Genomic DNA, 16082 nt, shown 5'->3' on the forward strand with positions numbered 1-16082 from the left:
CTATCGGGCTGCTTGCCGTCGTCTGCCCTCGGCCGGGCCTGGCGGGACGCCTGGCTAACCGAGCGGATCGGCCCTGTTCGACCACGGCCGGGTCAGGACCGAACTGCTCAATCCGCGAGACCTGCGACCAGGTCGACATCGCCACCGAGCTCCCCGGGTGGGGGACTGGGGACGGATCACCCAACAGTCACCCAAGCCTTGATCCGCAACTGCAGCTCCCCCGGCTGCTGAGGCCGCTCGACGTTCAGGCGAACCAGCGTTTGCCGCGGCCCGGAGCCGGCGGTCATGAGGCAGTACGTGCGGTCCTCCCGCAGGAGCAGCTGGGCCCCCGGGGCGTCCTCGACAGCCTGGGCGCAGTCGCCCGGCGTCACCTCGGCGGCCGGGATCATCGCCGCCAGCACCCCGGCGCCGCTGTTCAGGATCGAGTCGCCGGTGCCGGGGGAGGCGGTGATCCGCACCGGGCCGTCGTCGACCACCTTCGGCTCGTCCAGGGCCAGGCTCCGCGATCCGGTATCGCCGATCGGCACGGTGACCACGGTCGCCGGATAGCGCACCCGAAAACCAGCCACCGAAGGCGGCGCAGACGAGCCGGACCCGGCACCAGGCGGCGGGCCGGACCCAGCACCAGGCGGCGGAGCGGCCCCGGCCCCAGGCGACGGAGCGCCCCCAGCACCAGGCGGCCGAGCGCCCCCCGCACCAGGCGGCCGAGCAGCCCCGGCCCCAGGCGGCGGAGTGGAGCCGGCATCAGGCGTCGAGTGGTGACCAGCCGCAGGCAGCGATGCGGCTGAGCCGCCCGCAGGTGGCGCCGCCCCCGGGCCGGCCGCCGAACCGTCCGCGCGTCCCGGAACGGAAGCGGCGGATGAAGGTCCAGACGACCCGGAGGACCCGAACGCCTGGGACCGCGACGGCACGGACCCCGACGGCCCCGCACCGGGCCCGGGCGGCACGGACGTGGACGCCGAGGCGGGCGGGAAGGGCAGCGAGGACGCAGAGCCCGGCGTCGTCGGCAGCGGCCCGGAGAACACCATCGCCCCCGTGGTTGCCTGCTGGAAGCCGTACGTCACCCCGAATGCCGCCATCACCACCCCCACCACCACCCCCATCCGCGCCCGCATTCCCGGCCCGGCTCCGCCGCGCGGCCGGGGCACCGCAACCGCCGAACGGCTTCGCACGTCGGCCAGGCCCGCCTCCAGGTCGAACGACAGCCCGGCCAGCGCCTCCGCCTCCGCCCGCCGGAACAGGTCACGCTCGTCGGGCGTCAGCACCTCATCGGCCATGATCCATCTCCTTTCGAAGGGCCAACAAGGGCCGCAGGGTCTCTCGGGCTTTCTGCAGCTGTGATCGAACGGTCGAGGGGTTACGCCCCAGCAGGACGGCGATCTCCCCGATGCGCAGCCCGTCGTACAGCAGCGACATCACCTCGCGCGACGGCCCGTCGAGGACTCGCAGCACGTCCAGCGCCTCGGTTCCGCCGTACGCGTCCTCCTCGGCGACCCGCATCAGCGGCGCCATCGCGGACAGGCCGGTCCGCTGCCGTACGGCGTGCCGGACCCGGTCGATGCGGATCCTCTTCGCCGTGGTCAGCACGTACGTCTTCAGGGCCGGCTCCGACGACCGGTCCAGTTCGGACCATTGCCGGTACAGCCGCAGCATGGCCTCCTGGGCGACGTCCCCGGCGTCCTGTTCGCCGAGCCCTTCGGCCCTCATCCGCACGAAGAGCCACCGGAAGTGCCCCCGGTAGAACGCGTCGAAGGTCATCATGGCGCGTCGTCCGAGGATGACCGGCTGGACCGCCAGGTGATGCGGAGGTCGAAGTGGCGGATGCGCAGGCCGGGCAGTTCCGCCACCATCCAGTTGATGACCTGCGCGACCAGCGCGCCGACCAACGGATCGATGATGTCCAACTGTTCCCCCTTTACCGTTTATATACGGTTATGGGGGAAACGCTGGGAGCGGCGAAAATGTCTCCACAGGTTGTTCACAACATCACCGCCCGGCCCGCACGGGTGATCAATAAGCTCACCGCCGTTCGGCCGGTGGGTCACGGGGGCGCACCGGTCGCCACGACGAGAGAAGGTGGGTCCGTGGAGACGCAGCGACGGGTCCTGGTCGTCGAGGACGACAAGACGATCGCCGAGGCCGTCGCGGCCCGGCTGCGAGCCGAGGGCTTCACGGTCGAGCTCGCCGGCGACGGCCCGTCGGCGGTGGCGGCCGCTCGGCGGACGCCACCCGACGCGATGGTGCTCGACGTGATGCTGCCGGGCTTCGACGGCCTCGAGGTGTGCCGGCGCGTCCAGGCCGAGCGCCCGGTGCCGATCCTCATGCTGACCGCCCGCGACGACGAGACCGACCTGCTCGTCGGCCTCGCCGTCGGCGCCGACGACTACATGGTCAAGCCGTTCTCGATGCGCGAACTGGCCGCCCGGGTGCACGCGCTGCTGCGTCGGGCGACAAAGACGGAGGCGGCGAAGGCGGAGAAGGGGGCGGGGGCGGCGAGGGCCGGCAAGCCGACATCGATCAAGTTCGGCGATCTCGAGATCAACCAGGCCGAGCGCCGGGTGACCCGGGCCGGCGTCGAGGCCCACCTCACGCCGACCGAATTCGACCTGCTGGTCCACCTGGCCGCGCACCCCCGCACGGTCCTTCCCCGCGAGCGACTGCTGGCCGACGTCTGGGGCTGGGCCGACGCCTCCGGCACGAGAACTGTCGACAGCCACATCAAGGGCCTGCGCCGCAAGCTCGGCTCCGACCTGATCCGTACGGTCCACGGTGTGGGTTATGCGCTCGAGGTCGAGCGGTGAAGTTGAGGCTGCCCCGGCCGCTCGATCCGGTCCGGTCGATCAAGATGAAGATCATCATGGTGCTGTTCGCCGGTGGCTTCAGCGGCCTGGCCTGGTTCTACCTCTGGCTCGGCTGGTTCCCGATCTGGACCGGCGTCACCGCCACGGTCATCGGCGTGATCATCGTGCAGTTCCTGGCCCGGGGCATGACGTCGCCGCTGCGGGAGATGACGGCGGCGGTCCGGGCCATGGCCCAGGGCGACTACGGCCGCCGGGTCCGCGCCACCTCGGCCGACGAGGTGGGCGAGCTGGCCACCGCGTTCAACCAGATGGCGGCCGACCTGGGCGCGGCCGATCGGCAGCGGCGCGAGCTGATCGCGAACGTCTCGCACGAATTGCGTACGCCGATCACGGCCCTCCAGGGCCTGCTGGAGAACATCGTCGACGGGGTGGCCGAGGCCGACCCGGCCATGATGCGGACCGCGCTCGCGCAGACCGAGCGGCTGGGCCGCCTGGTCACCGAGCTGCTCGACCTGTCCCGGGTCGACGCCGGGGTGACGCCGCTGGCCAGCCATCCGATCGACGTGCCGTCCTTCCTGCACGACGTGGTGCGCGAGGCCGAGGTCAACGCGGCCGGCGCCGGGCGCGACGTGCTCTTCGAGGTCACGTCGCCCGGGATCGTCGTGCCGGGCGACCGGCAGCGGCTGCACCAGGTCTTCGCCAACCTGGTCGACAACGCGGCCCGGCACAGCCCGCCCGGCGGCACCGTGGAGGTGCGCGCCGAGCGCCGCGGCGACCACCTGCTGGTCTCGGTCGCCGACGAGGGCGAGGGCATCCCGCCGAACGAGCGCGACCGGGTCTTCGAGCGGTTCACCCGGGGCGAGCGGGCGGCCGGCGGCGGCACCGGGCTCGGCCTGGCCATCGCCCGCTGGGTGGTGCAGATGCACAGCGGCACGATCGCCGTGGTCGACCCCGAGCGGGGCCGCCCGGGCTGCCACATCCAGGTCACCTTGCCACTTTGATCCGGGGCGGACAGACTCCGGACATGACCCCCGCGGACGACACCCCCCGGCGTACGAGGGTCGTGCTCGGGGAAGTCGCGGCCCGCAGCCGCCCCGCCGACCTGACCCGCACCGACCTCGCGGAACAGACTCCCGTGGGTGAGGCTCTGGTCAAGGGCCTGATGCGGGCCCAACTGGCCCTCGCGTTGCGGCTGGCGCTGGTGGTGGTGATCGCCCTCGGTGCGTTGCCGCTGCTGTTCGTGGCCGCGCCCGGGGTCGCCGAGTTCAAGCTCTTCGGCGTGCATCTGCCGTGGCTGCTGCTCGGTGTCGCCGCGTTCCCGTTCCTGCTGGTGGTGGGCTGGGCGTACGTGCGCTGGGCCGAGCGCAACGAGCAGGACTTCATCGCCGTGATCCGCAGGCCCGAGCGGTGAACCCGTACGTCGTGCCCTCCCTGGTGGTCGTGGTGCTGGTGACCGTCGGCATCGGCGTCTACGGCCTGCGCTTCGCCCGCACGACCTCCGACTTCCTGGTCGCCTCGCGCTCGGTGAGCCCGGCCTGGAACGCGGCCGCGATCAGCGGCGAATACCTGTCGGCGGCGTCCTTCCTGGGCGTCGCCGGCCTGGTGCTGCGGTACGGCGTCGACGTGCTCTGGTACCCGGTCGGTTTCGCCGCGGGCTATCTGGCCCTGCTGTTGTTCGTGGCCGCGCCGCTGCGACGGTCGGGCGCGTTCACCCTGCCCGATTTCTGCCAGGTACGGCTCGGCTCGCTGACCCTGCGCCGGCTGGCCAGCGTCTTCGTCGTCTTCATCGGCTGCCTCTACCTGGTGCCGCAGTTGCAGGGCGCCGGGCTGACCTTCACCACGGTCACCGGCGGTTCGTACGCCTGGGGCGCCCTGCTGGTCGGCGTGGTGGTGACCGCGAACGTGGCCCTCGGCGGCATGCGGGCGATCACCTTCGTCCAGGCCTTCCAGTACTGGCTGAAGCTGACCGCGCTCGCCGTCCCGGTGATCTTCCTGGTGCTCCAGTGGCAGTCGGACGGCCGTCCCGCGGTCACTCCGACCGTCTTTCCGGCCGCGACGACGGTCACCATGGAACAGGATGCGGTGGTCGACGGCCTCGCCGTACAAAAAGGACAGACTCTCCGCTACGACGCCGGTGACGAGGTTCCGCATGTCAGCACGGTCGACAGTCAGTTCGGCGCGGATTGGCTTCTGCCCGGCGGCGACAGCACCCTCTTCGCCACCTACTCGCTGATCCTGGCCACTTTTCTCGGCACCATGGGCCTGCCCCACGTGCTCGTGCGGTTCTACACGAATCCCGACGGCGCCTCCGCCCGGCGGACCACCCTGGTCGTGCTGGGTCTCGTGGGGCTCTTCTATTTATTGCCGACTTTGTACGGCGTCCTCGGGCGCATCTACACACCACAGCTCCTGATGACCGGCCGCACCGACGCCGTGGTGCTCCTGCTGCCCGAGGCCGCGCTCGGCGGCGGTCATCTCGGCCGCCTCCTGGCCGCGCTGGTCACCGCGGGCGCGCTCGCCGCCTTCCTCTCCACCTCGTCCGGCCTGCTGACCAGCGTGGCCGGGGTGGTCTTCACCGACGTCCTGCACGCCGGGCGCGGCGGTTCGGTGCGCGACTTCCGCCTGGCCACGGTGCTCGCGGCCGTCGTACCCGTGCTGTTGTCGCTCTACGTCTCCAACATGGACGTCTCACGGGTCGTGGGCCTGGCCTTCGCGGTCGCGGCGTCCAGCTTCTGCCCGTTGCTGGTGCTCGGCATCTGGTGGCGCCGGCTGACCGACGTCGGCGCGATCGCCGGCATCCTGATCGGCGGCGGCGCCTCGATGGCGGCCGTCCTGATCACCGTGCTCGGGCCGCCGCTGCACGGCTGGTCCGCCGAGTTCATCGGCGAGCCCGCCGCCTGGACCGTGCCGCTGGCCTTCTTCGTCATGGTCACCGGTTCCCTGCTGACCGGGCGCCGGGTGCCACCGGATGTCGGGGCGACCATGCTCCGGCTGCACGCGCCGGAGTCGTTGCGGGTGTCCTGACCTGCTAACTTCGAAACCATGACCGTGCCGGCGCAACGCTCAGGGGCAGAACCGCCGGCGGCGATGTCGCTGCGCGGTCTGGTCAAACGTTTCGATACCAAGCTCGCCGTCTCCGGCGTCAGCCTCGACGTGCCGGCCGGCTCGTTCTACGGTCTGCTCGGCCCGAACGGCGCCGGCAAGACCACGACCCTCTCGATGGCCGTCGGTCTCCTGCGGCCCGACGCGGGTCAGGCTTTCCTTCTGGGGTACGACGTGTGGGCCGACCCGGCCGCGGCCAAGGCCCGGCTCGGCGTCCTCCCGGATGGGGTGCGCCTGTTCGACCGGCTCACCGGCGCCGAACTGCTCGCCTATCACGGGCTGCTGCGCGGGATGGACGCCGCGACCGTCGACCAGCGGGCCCGCGAGCTGCTCGATGTGCTCGAGCTCGGTGTGTCGAACAAGACGATGGTGGTCGATTACTCGGCCGGCATGCGCAAGAAGATCGGCCTGGCCTGCGCGCTGCTGCACGCGCCGCGGCTGCTGGTGCTCGACGAGCCGTTCGAGGCGGTCGACCCGGTCTCGGCCGCGCGGATCAGGGACATCCTCCAGCGGTACGTGGCCGGCGGCGGCACGGTGATCTTCTCGAGTCACGTCATGGAGGTCGTCGAGCGGCTCTGCTCGCACGTCGCGATCCTCTCCGACGGCGTGCTGCGCATGCACGGAACCCTCGACGCGGTACGCGGTGACCGCTCCCTCGAGGACGTCTTCGTCCAGGTGGTCGGCGCCCGCGTGGCCACCGGCTCGGAGCTGGCGTGGCTCTGACCGCGGCGCCCTCCGGATCTTCCTTGACCTTCGTCCGGCTCAAGCTGCGGCTCATCGCCAACGGGCTGCGCGGCCGGCCCGGGCGCGTCGCGCTCTTCCTCACCGGCCTGCTGCTCTCCGGCATCTTCGCGGTCGCCGGCTACGCGATCTTCGCCGTGCCCGGCGTTCTCGGCGACGACCAGGCGGCGGCCACGCTGCTGCCGCTCGGCGGGGCGGCGCTGGTCCTCGGCTGGGTCGTGCTGCCCCTGGTCTTCTTCGGCGTCGACGAGTCGCTCGACCCGGCCCGCTTCGCGCTCTTCCCGCTGCGCCGCCGCGCCCTGATCACCGGCCTGTTCGCCGCCGCGTTGGTCGGCCTGCCGACGCTGGCCACTCTGGTCGCGACGGCCGGCACGGTCAGCACGGCGGCCCAGCTCGGCGGTACCGCCGCGGCCCTGACGCAACTCGCCGGGATCGTCGTCGGCCTGCTGCTCTGCGTGGCGGTGAGCCGGGCCGTGACCAGCGCCTTCGCCACCGGCCTGCGGTCGCGGCGCTCGCGCGACCTGGCCGTGATCCTGCTCGCCGTGACGGCCGCGCTGCTCGGGCCGCTCCAGCTCGCCGTGCTGGCCGGTCTGGAGCGGGCCGACTGGGCGGCGTTCGGCACGGTGGCCGACGTCGCCGGGTGGACGCCGCTCGGCGCGCCGTACTCGGTGGGCCTGGACGTGGCCGCGGGGCGCGCGTGGGCCGTACCCCTCAAGCTCTTGATCGTCGTGGCCGCCCTCGTCGGCCTGCTCTGGTGGTGGAGCGCGACCCTGGAACGGGCCATGCTCGGCGCCGCCGCCGGTGGCCGTGGCGGCGCCGCCACCGACACCCGGTCACCGGTCGGCCGCCTGCTGGCCGGGCGGCTGCCCGCGACCCGGTTCGGCGCGCTCGTCGCACGCGAGGTCCGCTACTGGATGCGGGAGACCCGGCGGCGCGCCTCGCTGATCACCTTCACCGTGGTCGGCCTCTTCCTGCCGGTCTCGATCTCGATGAGCGGTGGGTCGCCGGGGCCGATGGCGCTGTTCGTGGGCGCGCTGGCCGCTGTCGCGCTGGCCAACCAGTTCGGCTACGAGGGCAGCGCGTACGCGGCGAACATGACCGCGGGCGTGCCGGGCCGCACCGAGATCCACTCGCGGGCCGCGGCCCACGCCCTGTTCACGGTGCCGCTGCTGGTGATCGTGGCGGTCGTCGTGGCGCTGGTGAGCGGGCGGCCCGAGGCGATCGCCGCGCAGTTCGGCGGGCTCGTCGCGGCGTACGGGGTGGGGCTCGGCGTGGTGCTGCCGGTCTCGGTGGTCGCGGCCTACGCGCTGCCCGAGACGACCAGCCCGTTCGCGGTCTCCTCGGGCGGCGGGGTGGCCAAAGGGCTGCTCACCCTGGGCGCGATGGTGGCCACCGTGGTGGTCTCGGCGCCGTTGCAGGTCGTCGGCTTCTTCCTGGGCGACGTCTGGCTGTGGCTCGGCCTGCCGGTCGGCATCGCGTACGGCTGCGCCGCCTACCTGATCGGCTCGGGCATCGCCGGTGACAGGTTGGACAGACGCATGCCCGAAGTGCTCGCCGCGGTCACGCCCGGCCGGTGACTCAGCGCCGCTTGACCAGGCCCTCCTGCCGCACGAAGATCACCCGTCGCTCGACCGCCTCGCCGGTCGGCCCGAGCACGTAGCCGTCGATCCAGAGCCAGCCGTTGTAGGTGAGCCGGGGGTCGACGCGGATCACCCGGAAGGTGAGCGCCCGCTCGCCCTGGAACTGGACGCTGGCCGCCCCGCCCACATAGACGACCTCGCCGGGCCGAGGCAACGCCTCATCCATTGGCACACGTTACATCCAGGAACTTCTCAGAGAGCAGGGCGAAGACCCTCACGGCGTACGAAGATGCGGCGGCGTTGCAGCGCCGCCCCGGTCGGCCCGAGCACGTATCCCTCGAGCCAGAGCCAGCCGTCGTACGTGCTGCGCGTGTCGACCCGAATCAGCCGGAAGGTCAGAGCCCGGGCGCCCTCGAACTGCACGCTCGCGTCGGCGCCGACGTGCAGCACCTCTCCCGGGTGCAACTGCACTTGCTGATGCACGGGCGACCTCCTCCCGTAGGAAGATAGTAGTTGATCAATGTTGACCGATAGGGTCGTGCACCTTCTGTAAGCAAAGCCAGAATGGTCAGCGTGACGATTCACTCGACCGATCCCTTCGCCACCCCCGACGAGGAGAAGTCGGCGGTCCGGCGCCTGCGGGGCCGGCTGGCCAGCCCCGTCACCCTCTGGACCACGCCCGGCCCGGCCGGGCTCACGGTCTCCTCGACGCTGATCGCCGACGGCGACCCGGGCCGGGTTCTCGGGCTCATCGACGACGAGAGCGACTTCTGGGACGCGGTGGAGACCAGCCGCCGGTTCACGGTGATCCCGTTGACCCCGGCCGACCGGCAGGTGGCCGACCGGTTCGCCGGGCTCATGCCCGCGCCCGGTGGCCTCTTCGCGGCCGACGAGTGGATCGACACCGAGTACGGGCCGGTGCCCGCCGACCACGGCACCTGGGCCGGCTGCCGCCTGGAGTCCTCACGGGAATGCGGCTGGGCACTGCTGGTAGAGGCCGTGATCGAGACGATCACCGTCGATTCCCCGGCCGGTCCGCTGATCCACTATCGAGGGCGTTACCGGGAGCTGTGACCCGCTGGGCGCAGTCAGACGGCCACTCGGCGCAACAGCCGACCGGGTGCCGGTGACTCGCCCGCAACTTCCGTACGTTGCCGGAAAGTCCGCCCCACCGAAGGTGGTGAAACCCGGTGACTACCGAAGTGCCCTCGACCTCCGCCGAGAGGTACGTGGCCGTGCAGCAGTCCGAGGAGTTCGGAAGGCTGCGCCACATCGTCCGCAGCTTCGTCTTCCCGATGACGGCCGCGTTCTTCCTCTGGTACGCCCTATACGTCCTGCTCTCCGCGTACGCCCGCGGTTTCATGAGCACCAAGATCGTCGGAAACATCAACGTGGCGCTGGTCTTCGGCCTGCTCCAGTTCCTCTCCACGTTCCTGATCGCCTGGTACTACTCGCGCTACGCGGCCCAGAAGATCGACCCGCTGGCCAAGCAGATCTACGACGAGATCGAGAGCGGCGAGAAGAAGGGGACCGACGCCTGATGGAATCGCACCTCCTCGCCGCCGAGGCCACCGCCTCCTCCTCGCGCGGGCTCACCATCACGCTCTTCCTGGTCTTCGTCGCGATCACCCTGGGCATCACGATCTGGGCCAGCCGGCAGACCAAGACGGCCACCGACTTCTACGCCGGCGGCCGCCAGTTCTCCGGCTTCCAGAACGGCATGGCGATCGGCGGCGACTACATGTCGGCGGCGTCCTTCCTGGGCATCGCCGGCCTGATCGCGCTCTACGGCTACGACGGCTTCCTCTACTCGATCGGCTTCCTGGTCGCCTGGCTGGTCGCGCTGCTGCTGGTCGCCGAGTACCTGCGCAACGCGGGCCGGTACACGATGGCCGACGTGCTGGCGTTCCGGATGCGCCAGCGCCCGGTGCGCACCGCGGCCAGCGTCTCCACCATCGTCGTGTCGATCTTCTACCTGATCGCCCAGATGGTCGGCGCCGGCGCGCTCGTCTCGCTGCTGCTCGGCATCAAGCCGGGTACCACCTTCCTCGGCATGGACGCGGACACGGCCAAGGTCGCCACGATCATCCTGGTCGGCGCTCTGATGATCGTCTACGTCGTGGTCGGCGGCATGAAGGGCACCACGTACGTCCAGATCGTCAAGGCGTTCATGCTGATGACCGGCGCCCTGCTGATGACGATCCTGGTGCTGGCCCACTACAAGTTCAACCTGTCGAACCTGCTGGGCGACGCCGCCGCCCAGTCGGGCAAGGGTGACGCGTTCCTCGAGCCGGGCCTGCGCTACGGCGTCGAGTCGGCCAGCGCGTCGGCCACCTTCTACAGCAAGATGGACCTGCTCTCGCTCGGCATCGCCCTGGTGCTCGGCACGGCCGGCCTGCCGCACATCCTGACCCGGTTCTACACCGTGCCGACCAGCCGGATCGCTCGTAAGAGCGTGCTCTGGGCGATCGGCATCATCGGCGTCTTCTACCTGTTCACCCTGGCCCTCGGCTTCGGCGCGGCGGCCCTGGTCGGCGGCAAGAACATCACCGCCCAGGACAAGGCCGGCAACACGGCCGCCCCGCAGCTGGCCCAGGCGCTGGGCATCGACTACTTCGGCGGTGACACCGGCGGCGCCATCCTGCTGGCGGTGATCGCGGCGGTCGCCTTCGCCACGATCCTCGCGGTGGTGGCCGGCCTGACCCTGGCGTCGTCGTCGAGCCTGGCCCACGACTTCTACGCCAACGTGATCAAGCGGGGTCAGGCCTCCGAGCGGGACGAGGTCCGTGTCGCCCGCATCTCGGCCCTGGGCATCGGCGCGGTCGCGATCGCGCTCTCGATCTTCGCGCAGAGCCTGAACGTGGCCTTCCTGGTGGCGCTGGCGTTCGCGGTGGCCGCCTCGGCCAACCTGCCGGCGATCCTCTACAGCCTGTTCTGGAAGAGGTTCAACACCTCCGGCGCCATGTGGTCGATCTACGGCGGCCTGATCGTGGCGGTCGGCCTGGTCTTCTTCTCGCCGGTCGTCTCCGGCTCGCCGACGGCCATGTTCCCCGACCACGACTGGCACTGGTTCCCGCTGTCCAACCCCGGCCTCATCTCGATCCCGGCCGGCTTCCTGGCCGGCTGGATCGGCACGGTCATCTCGAAGGAGTCCGACGCCGACAAGTACGCCGAGCTCGAGGTCCGGTCGCTGACCGGACACGGGGCCCACTGACCCGCGTCTGACCTGCGGTTGGCCGAAGGGGGGAGAGCCGTCCTCTCCCCCCTTCGTGCCGCGTCGCCCGTTAAGACGAGGCGAACGAGCGCGAGGTCCGTAACCTAGCTTTCATGTCTGCTCCCACCTCTCCGTACGGCAACCAGTCGGGAAGAGCCTCAGTTCCGCCCGCGGGCCGGGCCACGGCACGTCCGTCACGCCCGTCCGGGCCTGGAGAGGACTGGCCGCCCCGTGGCAACAGTGGCGGTGGCGGCGGCGGTGGCCGCCCACCCGGCGGCAGCGGTGGGGGCAACTCCTACCGCGGCAACCGCCCCCGGCCCCGCTGGAAGCGCATCGCCCTGCTCGGCGGCCTCGCCCTGCTGATCATCGCGGTCATCGGCGGCATCTCGCTGTACGGCTACGCCCGCGGCCTCGACAAGGACCTCAAGCGCACCGACGCCTTCTCCGGCCTGTCGACCGACCGCCCGGCCAAGGCGATCGAGGGCGCGCAGAACATCCTGCTGGTCGGCAGCGACTCCCGTGACCCGGACGCCAAGGACGACGGCGCCGGCAAGTGGCGGGCCGACACGCTGATCCTCATGCACGTCCCCGAGGACCACAAGAGCGCCCAGCTCATCTCGATCCCGCGTGACCTGTGGGTCACCATCCCCAAGAGCAACGACGCCCAGTGCTCGGACGGCAGCCGCGCCAAGATCAACGCGGCGTTCGCCTTCGGCGGCCTGCCCCGCGCGGTGCACACCGTGGAGTGCATGACCGACGTCAAGATCGACCACGTCATGGCCATCGACTTCGGCGGTTTCAAGGAGGTCACCGACGCGCTCGGCGGCGTCGACCTCAAGGTCGACCAGACCATCACGTCGATCCACAAACCGCACCGGGTGTTCAAAAAGGGCATGATGCACATGAACGGCGAGCAGGCGCTCGACTGGGTGCGCCAGCGCAAGCAGTTCGCCCGCGGCGACTTCGCCCGCATGCAGCACCAGCAGGAATTCCTCAAGGCCCTGATGGACAAGGCGACGAGCTCGGGCACGATCACCAACCCCGGCAAGCTCAACTCGTTCCTCAAGGCGGTCACCGCCGCCGTCACCGTCGACAACAACTTCTCGCTGACCGACATGGCCTCCGAGCTGCGCGGCGTCCGCGGCGACAACCTCACCTTCATCACCAGCCCCAACAAGGGCGCCGACACCATCTCCGGCCAGTCCGTGGTGGTCGCCGACCGGGAGAAGGCGCTGGCCCTCTACAAGGCGGTCGCGGCCGACAAGGTGGGCGACTGGATGTCGGCCAACCTGAAGAAGGGGTCGACCGCCAACACCGGTGGCTGACCCCCGTACCCTTGAGGCCGTGTTCGGACCTCAAGTGCCCAGCGTGACCGCCGTCGAAGTCGAGGACGGCGCCTACCTGCTCGATGTTCGTGAGCCCGACGAGTGGGCGGCGGGCCACGCGCCCGGCGCCCACCACGTCCCGATGATGGAGATCCCGGCCCGCGTCGCCGAGGTGCCGACCGATGTCGAGGTCGTGGTGGTGTGCCGTTCCGGCGGCCGCTCCGGCCAGGTCGTGTCGTACCTGATGGGCAACGGCTGGGACAACGTGCGCAACCTCGACGGCGGCATGAAGTCCTGGGAGGCTTCCGGCCGCGAGGTTGTCAATGAGAGCGGTCAGCCACCAGCCGTCCTGTGACTGACTACCGTCCTTTGGTCTTCGCGCACCGTGGCGGCGGTGACGCGCTGCCCGAGCACACCCTCGGGGCCTACATGCAGGCGCTGAAGGACGGTGTGGACGGGCTCGAGTGCGATGTCCGGCTCACCCGCGACGGTCACCTGGTCTGCGTGCACGACCGGCGGCTCGGCCGCACCAGCAACGGCCGCGGGCTGGTCAGCACCAAGACCCTGGCCCAGCTCGACTCGCTCGACTTCGGCTCGTGGCACCCGGGATATCCGGGCGACGAGGAACCCCTGCCCGATCTCACCCGGCTGCTGACCCTCGACCGGCTGCTGGAAGCGGTGCGTGACAGCGGCCGGCAGGTGCGGCTACTCATCGAGACCAAACACCCGTCACGCTACGGCGCGGAGGTCGAGCGGCGCCTCGTGCAGATGCTGCGCCGGCACGGGCTCGCCGAGCAGCGACCCGACGACCCCGTCCGAGTGACGGTGATGTCGTTCGCGGCCCTGGCGCTGCGCCGCGTCCGGGCCCAGGCGCCCACGATCCCCACGGTCTATCTGGTCGAGCTGCTGCCGCCGGGGGTGGGTGTGTCCCGGGGCCGGCTGCCGTTCGGCGCGCGGATCGCGGGGCCGGGCGTGGGGCTGGTGCGGGCCCGTCCCGGCCTGATCCCGGCGATCCGGGCCGCCGGCCACCAGGCGTACGTCTGGACGGTGAACGAGAAGACGGAACTGGACCTGGTGCTCGAGCACCGGGTGGACGGCGTGATCACCGACCGGCCCCGCTTCGTTCTCGACCACCTCGCCGAAATGTGACGCACGACACCCACGGGGTCTGCCCAAAGACCGAGAAGCGAGGCAAACTCGCAAGCATGCCGGACCTCCCCGACTACAGCGCGCTGACCCGAGGTCAGATCGCCGTCCTCGACCGGATCAACGACGGCGAGACGGGGCTGCCCACGCTGCAGAAGGTCGTCCGGCTGGCCCAGGAGGCGCTCGGCGGCCGCGGCGCCGGCTTCGCCGAGTACGCGCCCGACCACGGCCGCATCATCGCGGCCACCGGCGCCTGCACCCCCGCCATCGGCCGCCGGGTCGACCGCGCCGACTCGCGGCTGCGCGGCGGCCGCACCCTGCTCATCCCGCTCGACTCGCTCAACGACGAGTTCGCCAAACACGTCGAGGGCGGCGACCTGCGGCGCATGCTGGGCGCGCGCTGCGAGGTGGGCGACGCCATCGTCGGCTCCCTGCACGTCTACTTCGGCGGCGACGACGGCGAGCCCGGCCCGGAGCACCACGCCGTGCTGGAACTGCTCGCCGCGCACGTGGGGCGGCTCTACGCGGCCCGCGCGGGCCTGCCGGTGCACGGGACCACCCGGCAGGACGCCCGTGACCTCTGGGTCGCCGTGACGAGCCACGAGCTGCGCACCCCGGTCACGGTGATCAAGGGGTACGCGGACACGCTCACCAACCACTGGGACTCGCTCGGCGAGGACGGGCGCCAGGAAGCCGTACGGATCATCGGCACCCGAGCCGGCGAACTGGCCCGCCTGGTCGACCGCCTGCTCTCCGCGGCCAGCGCCGACGGCGAGATCGGCGAGTCGCCGGCCGGACCGTTCGACCTGCCCGAGACGCTGCGCGGCGCCGTCGAGGAACTGCCGGCCGACCTGCGCCGGCGCATGCTGACCGGGAACCTTCCGGCGGAGCTGCCCAAGGCGTACGGGGAAAAGGACTCGATCGCGACGATCCTGACCGAGCTCACCACGAACGCCGACAAGTACTCGCCGCCCGACTCGCTGATCGAACTGTGCGCCGGCGCCGACGAGGAGACGCTGCGCTTCCGGGTCTCCGACCGGGGCGTCGGCATCAAGCCGGAACACGTCGAACGGGCCTTCGAGCGCTACTGGCAGGCCGAGTCGGGCGACCGGCAACATCACCCCGGCGCCGGCCTGGGGCTCTACCTGGTGCGCCGGCTCGTGGAACGGCAGCACGGGTGGGTGTCGCTGCGCCCGCGCGAGGGTGGCGGTACCACGGCCGAGGTCCGTCTCCCGCGAGCCTGAAAAGACACGGGGCGCTTCACCGCCTAGGCTGTGTCGCCGTGAGCAAGCGTCGCAATCAACGCCAGTCCGCACCGAAACGCGAGAAGGTGCGGGACATCTTCGTCGCCCGGCCGTTCGAGGGGATGGCCGACGAGCCGGAGTGGATCGCGCTTCGTGAGCTCGTCCCGGCCGCGTCCGCGCCGCTGACCCTCAAGCCCGAGATCATCGATGAGTACGGGGACCGCCCGGTCACCCTCTCGACGGTCCTCCCGATGGCCTGGCCCGCGATGACGCGCCAGGACGGCCGCGTCTTCATCGGCCTCCAGCGGCACGTGCAGTCCGGTGACGTCTCGCGTGACCTCGCGGTGGCGATCCTGAGCGCCCTGCGCACCGAGCCCGGCGACACGGTGTCGGTGCCGGCCCTGCCGGGCGAGGGCCCCCGCCTCCAGGACGTGCTGGCCGACGGCCCGCTGGAGATCACCATGCACGAGGGCTTCGAGTACTGGCTCGACGCCGAGCAGGCCGAGGACCCGAACGTGAAGGCGTCCCTCGAACGGGCGAACGCCTCCATCTACCCGACCGTGCGCCTGCAGAGCGCCCACGCGGCGTACTGGTGCCGGGTCGCCCCCGACAAGGGTCACGTGCGCTGGGTGCTGCCCGAGGCGGAGGACAAGGCACTGGACGCGCTGGCCCGCCTCTCGGCCTCCGGCGACCTGCTGCTGGGCGAGAACACGAAGTTCGCCGGCATGTTCCGCGCCCACGGCCTGCTCGTGCCCGTCTGGGACATCCCGGGCGAGGGCGAGGGCGCCGACTGGGAGGCCCCGCTGGCCGACTTCGCCAAGCGCTACGCCGACATCCTGGCCGAGACCGGCCCGCTGGACGCCGACGCCCGCCGCGCCAAGCAGGGCCTGATCGGCCGCCAGCTGACGCTCCGCTGATGGCCTCGCTCC

At 71.2% G+C, this 16082-nt stretch carries 19 protein-coding genes; 14 read left to right on the forward strand and 5 right to left on the reverse strand.

All coding sequences use genetic code 11. The annotated features are described in order from the left end of the window. Positions 1 to 176: 176 nt before the first annotated feature. The 3 genes from AB0C26_RS17165 to AB0C26_RS17175 all read right to left on the reverse strand — a co-directional run bounded on the left by AB0C26_RS17165 (position 177) and on the right by AB0C26_RS17175 (position 1904). Positions 177 to 527: a hypothetical protein gene (locus tag AB0C26_RS17165; protein WP_360247766.1), complete on the reverse strand. Its 351-nt coding sequence runs from the start codon at positions 525 to 527 to the stop codon at positions 177 to 179. Positions 528 to 1266: 739 nt separating this feature from the next. After that, positions 1267 to 1761, reverse strand: a complete 495-nt coding sequence (locus AB0C26_RS17170) for a sigma-70 family RNA polymerase sigma factor (protein ID WP_360247768.1) — start codon at positions 1759 to 1761, stop codon at positions 1267 to 1269. Then, a complete protein-coding gene (locus tag AB0C26_RS17175; RefSeq protein WP_360247770.1) occupies positions 1758 to 1904 on the reverse strand; it encodes a hypothetical protein in 147 nt (48 codons plus the stop codon). Before AB0C26_RS17175 ends, AB0C26_RS17170 begins: the two co-directional genes overlap by 4 nt. A 180-nt stretch (positions 1905 to 2084) precedes the next feature. Between AB0C26_RS17175 and AB0C26_RS17180 the strand changes: the two genes are divergently transcribed. Genes AB0C26_RS17180 through AB0C26_RS17205 form a run of 6 tightly spaced genes read left to right on the forward strand, consistent with a single transcriptional unit; the run spans position 2085 to position 8221 of the window. Then, positions 2085 to 2801 (forward strand): response regulator transcription factor, encoded by a 717-nt coding sequence (locus tag AB0C26_RS17180; RefSeq protein WP_360247772.1) that lies wholly within the window; start codon positions 2085 to 2087, stop codon positions 2799 to 2801. Between the two features lie 44 nt (positions 2802 to 2845). After that, a complete protein-coding gene (locus AB0C26_RS17185) occupies positions 2846 to 3802 on the forward strand; it encodes an ATP-binding protein (protein WP_360248295.1) in 957 nt (318 codons plus the stop codon). Positions 3803 to 3825: 23 nt separating this feature from the next. Beyond that, positions 3826 to 4212, forward strand: a complete 387-nt coding sequence (locus AB0C26_RS17190) for a hypothetical protein (protein ID WP_360247774.1) — start codon at positions 3826 to 3828, stop codon at positions 4210 to 4212. After that, positions 4209 to 5825, forward strand: coding sequence for a cation acetate symporter (locus AB0C26_RS17195; protein WP_360247776.1), 1617 nt, complete (start codon positions 4209 to 4211; stop codon positions 5823 to 5825). The genes AB0C26_RS17190 and AB0C26_RS17195 overlap by 4 nt, the downstream gene beginning before the upstream one ends. Before the next feature lie 18 nt (positions 5826 to 5843). Continuing rightward, positions 5844 to 6626 (forward strand): ABC transporter ATP-binding protein, encoded by a 783-nt coding sequence (locus AB0C26_RS17200; RefSeq protein ID WP_360247778.1) that lies wholly within the window; start codon positions 5844 to 5846, stop codon positions 6624 to 6626. After that, positions 6617 to 8221 carry an ABC transporter permease gene (locus tag AB0C26_RS17205; protein ID WP_360247779.1) on the forward strand — a complete coding sequence of 535 codons (1605 nt, stop codon included), beginning with the start codon at positions 6617 to 6619 and terminating at the stop codon, positions 8219 to 8221. The genes AB0C26_RS17200 and AB0C26_RS17205 overlap by 10 nt, the downstream gene beginning before the upstream one ends. Position 8222: 1 nt before the next feature. Here AB0C26_RS17205 and AB0C26_RS17210 read toward each other — a convergent pair whose 3' ends face one another. Continuing rightward, complete coding sequence (locus tag AB0C26_RS17210; RefSeq protein ID WP_360247781.1) at positions 8223 to 8450, reverse strand: hypothetical protein; 228 nt, start codon at positions 8448 to 8450, stop codon at positions 8223 to 8225. Between the two features lie 26 nt (positions 8451 to 8476). Then, the gene (locus AB0C26_RS17215; protein WP_360247783.1) at positions 8477 to 8707 is read right to left on the reverse strand and encodes a hypothetical protein; all 231 of its coding nucleotides are present in this window, start codon (positions 8705 to 8707) and stop codon (positions 8477 to 8479) included. A 90-nt stretch (positions 8708 to 8797) separates the two neighbouring features. Between AB0C26_RS17215 and AB0C26_RS17220 the strand changes: the two genes are divergently transcribed. The 8 genes from AB0C26_RS17220 to AB0C26_RS17255 all read left to right on the forward strand — a co-directional run bounded on the left by AB0C26_RS17220 (position 8798) and on the right by AB0C26_RS17255 (position 16070). Continuing rightward, on the forward strand, positions 8798 to 9298 hold the full coding sequence (locus AB0C26_RS17220; protein ID WP_360247785.1) for a flavin reductase family protein: 501 nt from the start codon (positions 8798 to 8800) through the stop codon (positions 9296 to 9298). 116 nt (positions 9299 to 9414) lie between these two features. Continuing rightward, positions 9415 to 9765, forward strand: coding sequence for a DUF485 domain-containing protein (locus AB0C26_RS17225; protein ID WP_360247787.1), 351 nt, complete (start codon positions 9415 to 9417; stop codon positions 9763 to 9765). Then, complete coding sequence (locus AB0C26_RS17230; protein WP_360247789.1) at positions 9765 to 11438, forward strand: cation acetate symporter; 1674 nt, start codon at positions 9765 to 9767, stop codon at positions 11436 to 11438. Before AB0C26_RS17225 ends, AB0C26_RS17230 begins: the two co-directional genes overlap by 1 nt. A 113-nt stretch (positions 11439 to 11551) precedes the next feature. Beyond that, entirely contained in the window at positions 11552 to 12763 is a 1212-nt protein-coding gene (locus AB0C26_RS17235; RefSeq protein WP_360247791.1) for an LCP family protein, read from the forward strand. A gap of 19 nt (positions 12764 to 12782) precedes the next feature. Next, positions 12783 to 13118 (forward strand): rhodanese-like domain-containing protein, encoded by a 336-nt coding sequence (locus tag AB0C26_RS17240; RefSeq protein ID WP_360247793.1) that lies wholly within the window; start codon positions 12783 to 12785, stop codon positions 13116 to 13118. Continuing rightward, positions 13115 to 13912, forward strand: a complete 798-nt coding sequence (locus AB0C26_RS17245; RefSeq protein ID WP_360247795.1) for a glycerophosphodiester phosphodiesterase family protein — start codon at positions 13115 to 13117, stop codon at positions 13910 to 13912. Before AB0C26_RS17240 ends, AB0C26_RS17245 begins: the two co-directional genes overlap by 4 nt. A 56-nt stretch (positions 13913 to 13968) precedes the next feature. Further along, positions 13969 to 15153 (forward strand): HAMP domain-containing sensor histidine kinase, encoded by a 1185-nt coding sequence (locus tag AB0C26_RS17250; protein WP_360247797.1) that lies wholly within the window; start codon positions 13969 to 13971, stop codon positions 15151 to 15153. Between the two features lie 38 nt (positions 15154 to 15191). Continuing rightward, complete coding sequence (locus AB0C26_RS17255; protein WP_360247799.1) at positions 15192 to 16070, forward strand: DUF5926 family protein; 879 nt, start codon at positions 15192 to 15194, stop codon at positions 16068 to 16070. Positions 16071 to 16082 lie beyond the last annotated feature (12 nt).

The sequence above is a fragment of the Actinoplanes sp. NPDC048796 genome (assembly GCF_040650035.1).
Lineage (GTDB): Bacteria > Actinomycetota > Actinomycetes > Mycobacteriales > Micromonosporaceae > Actinoplanes.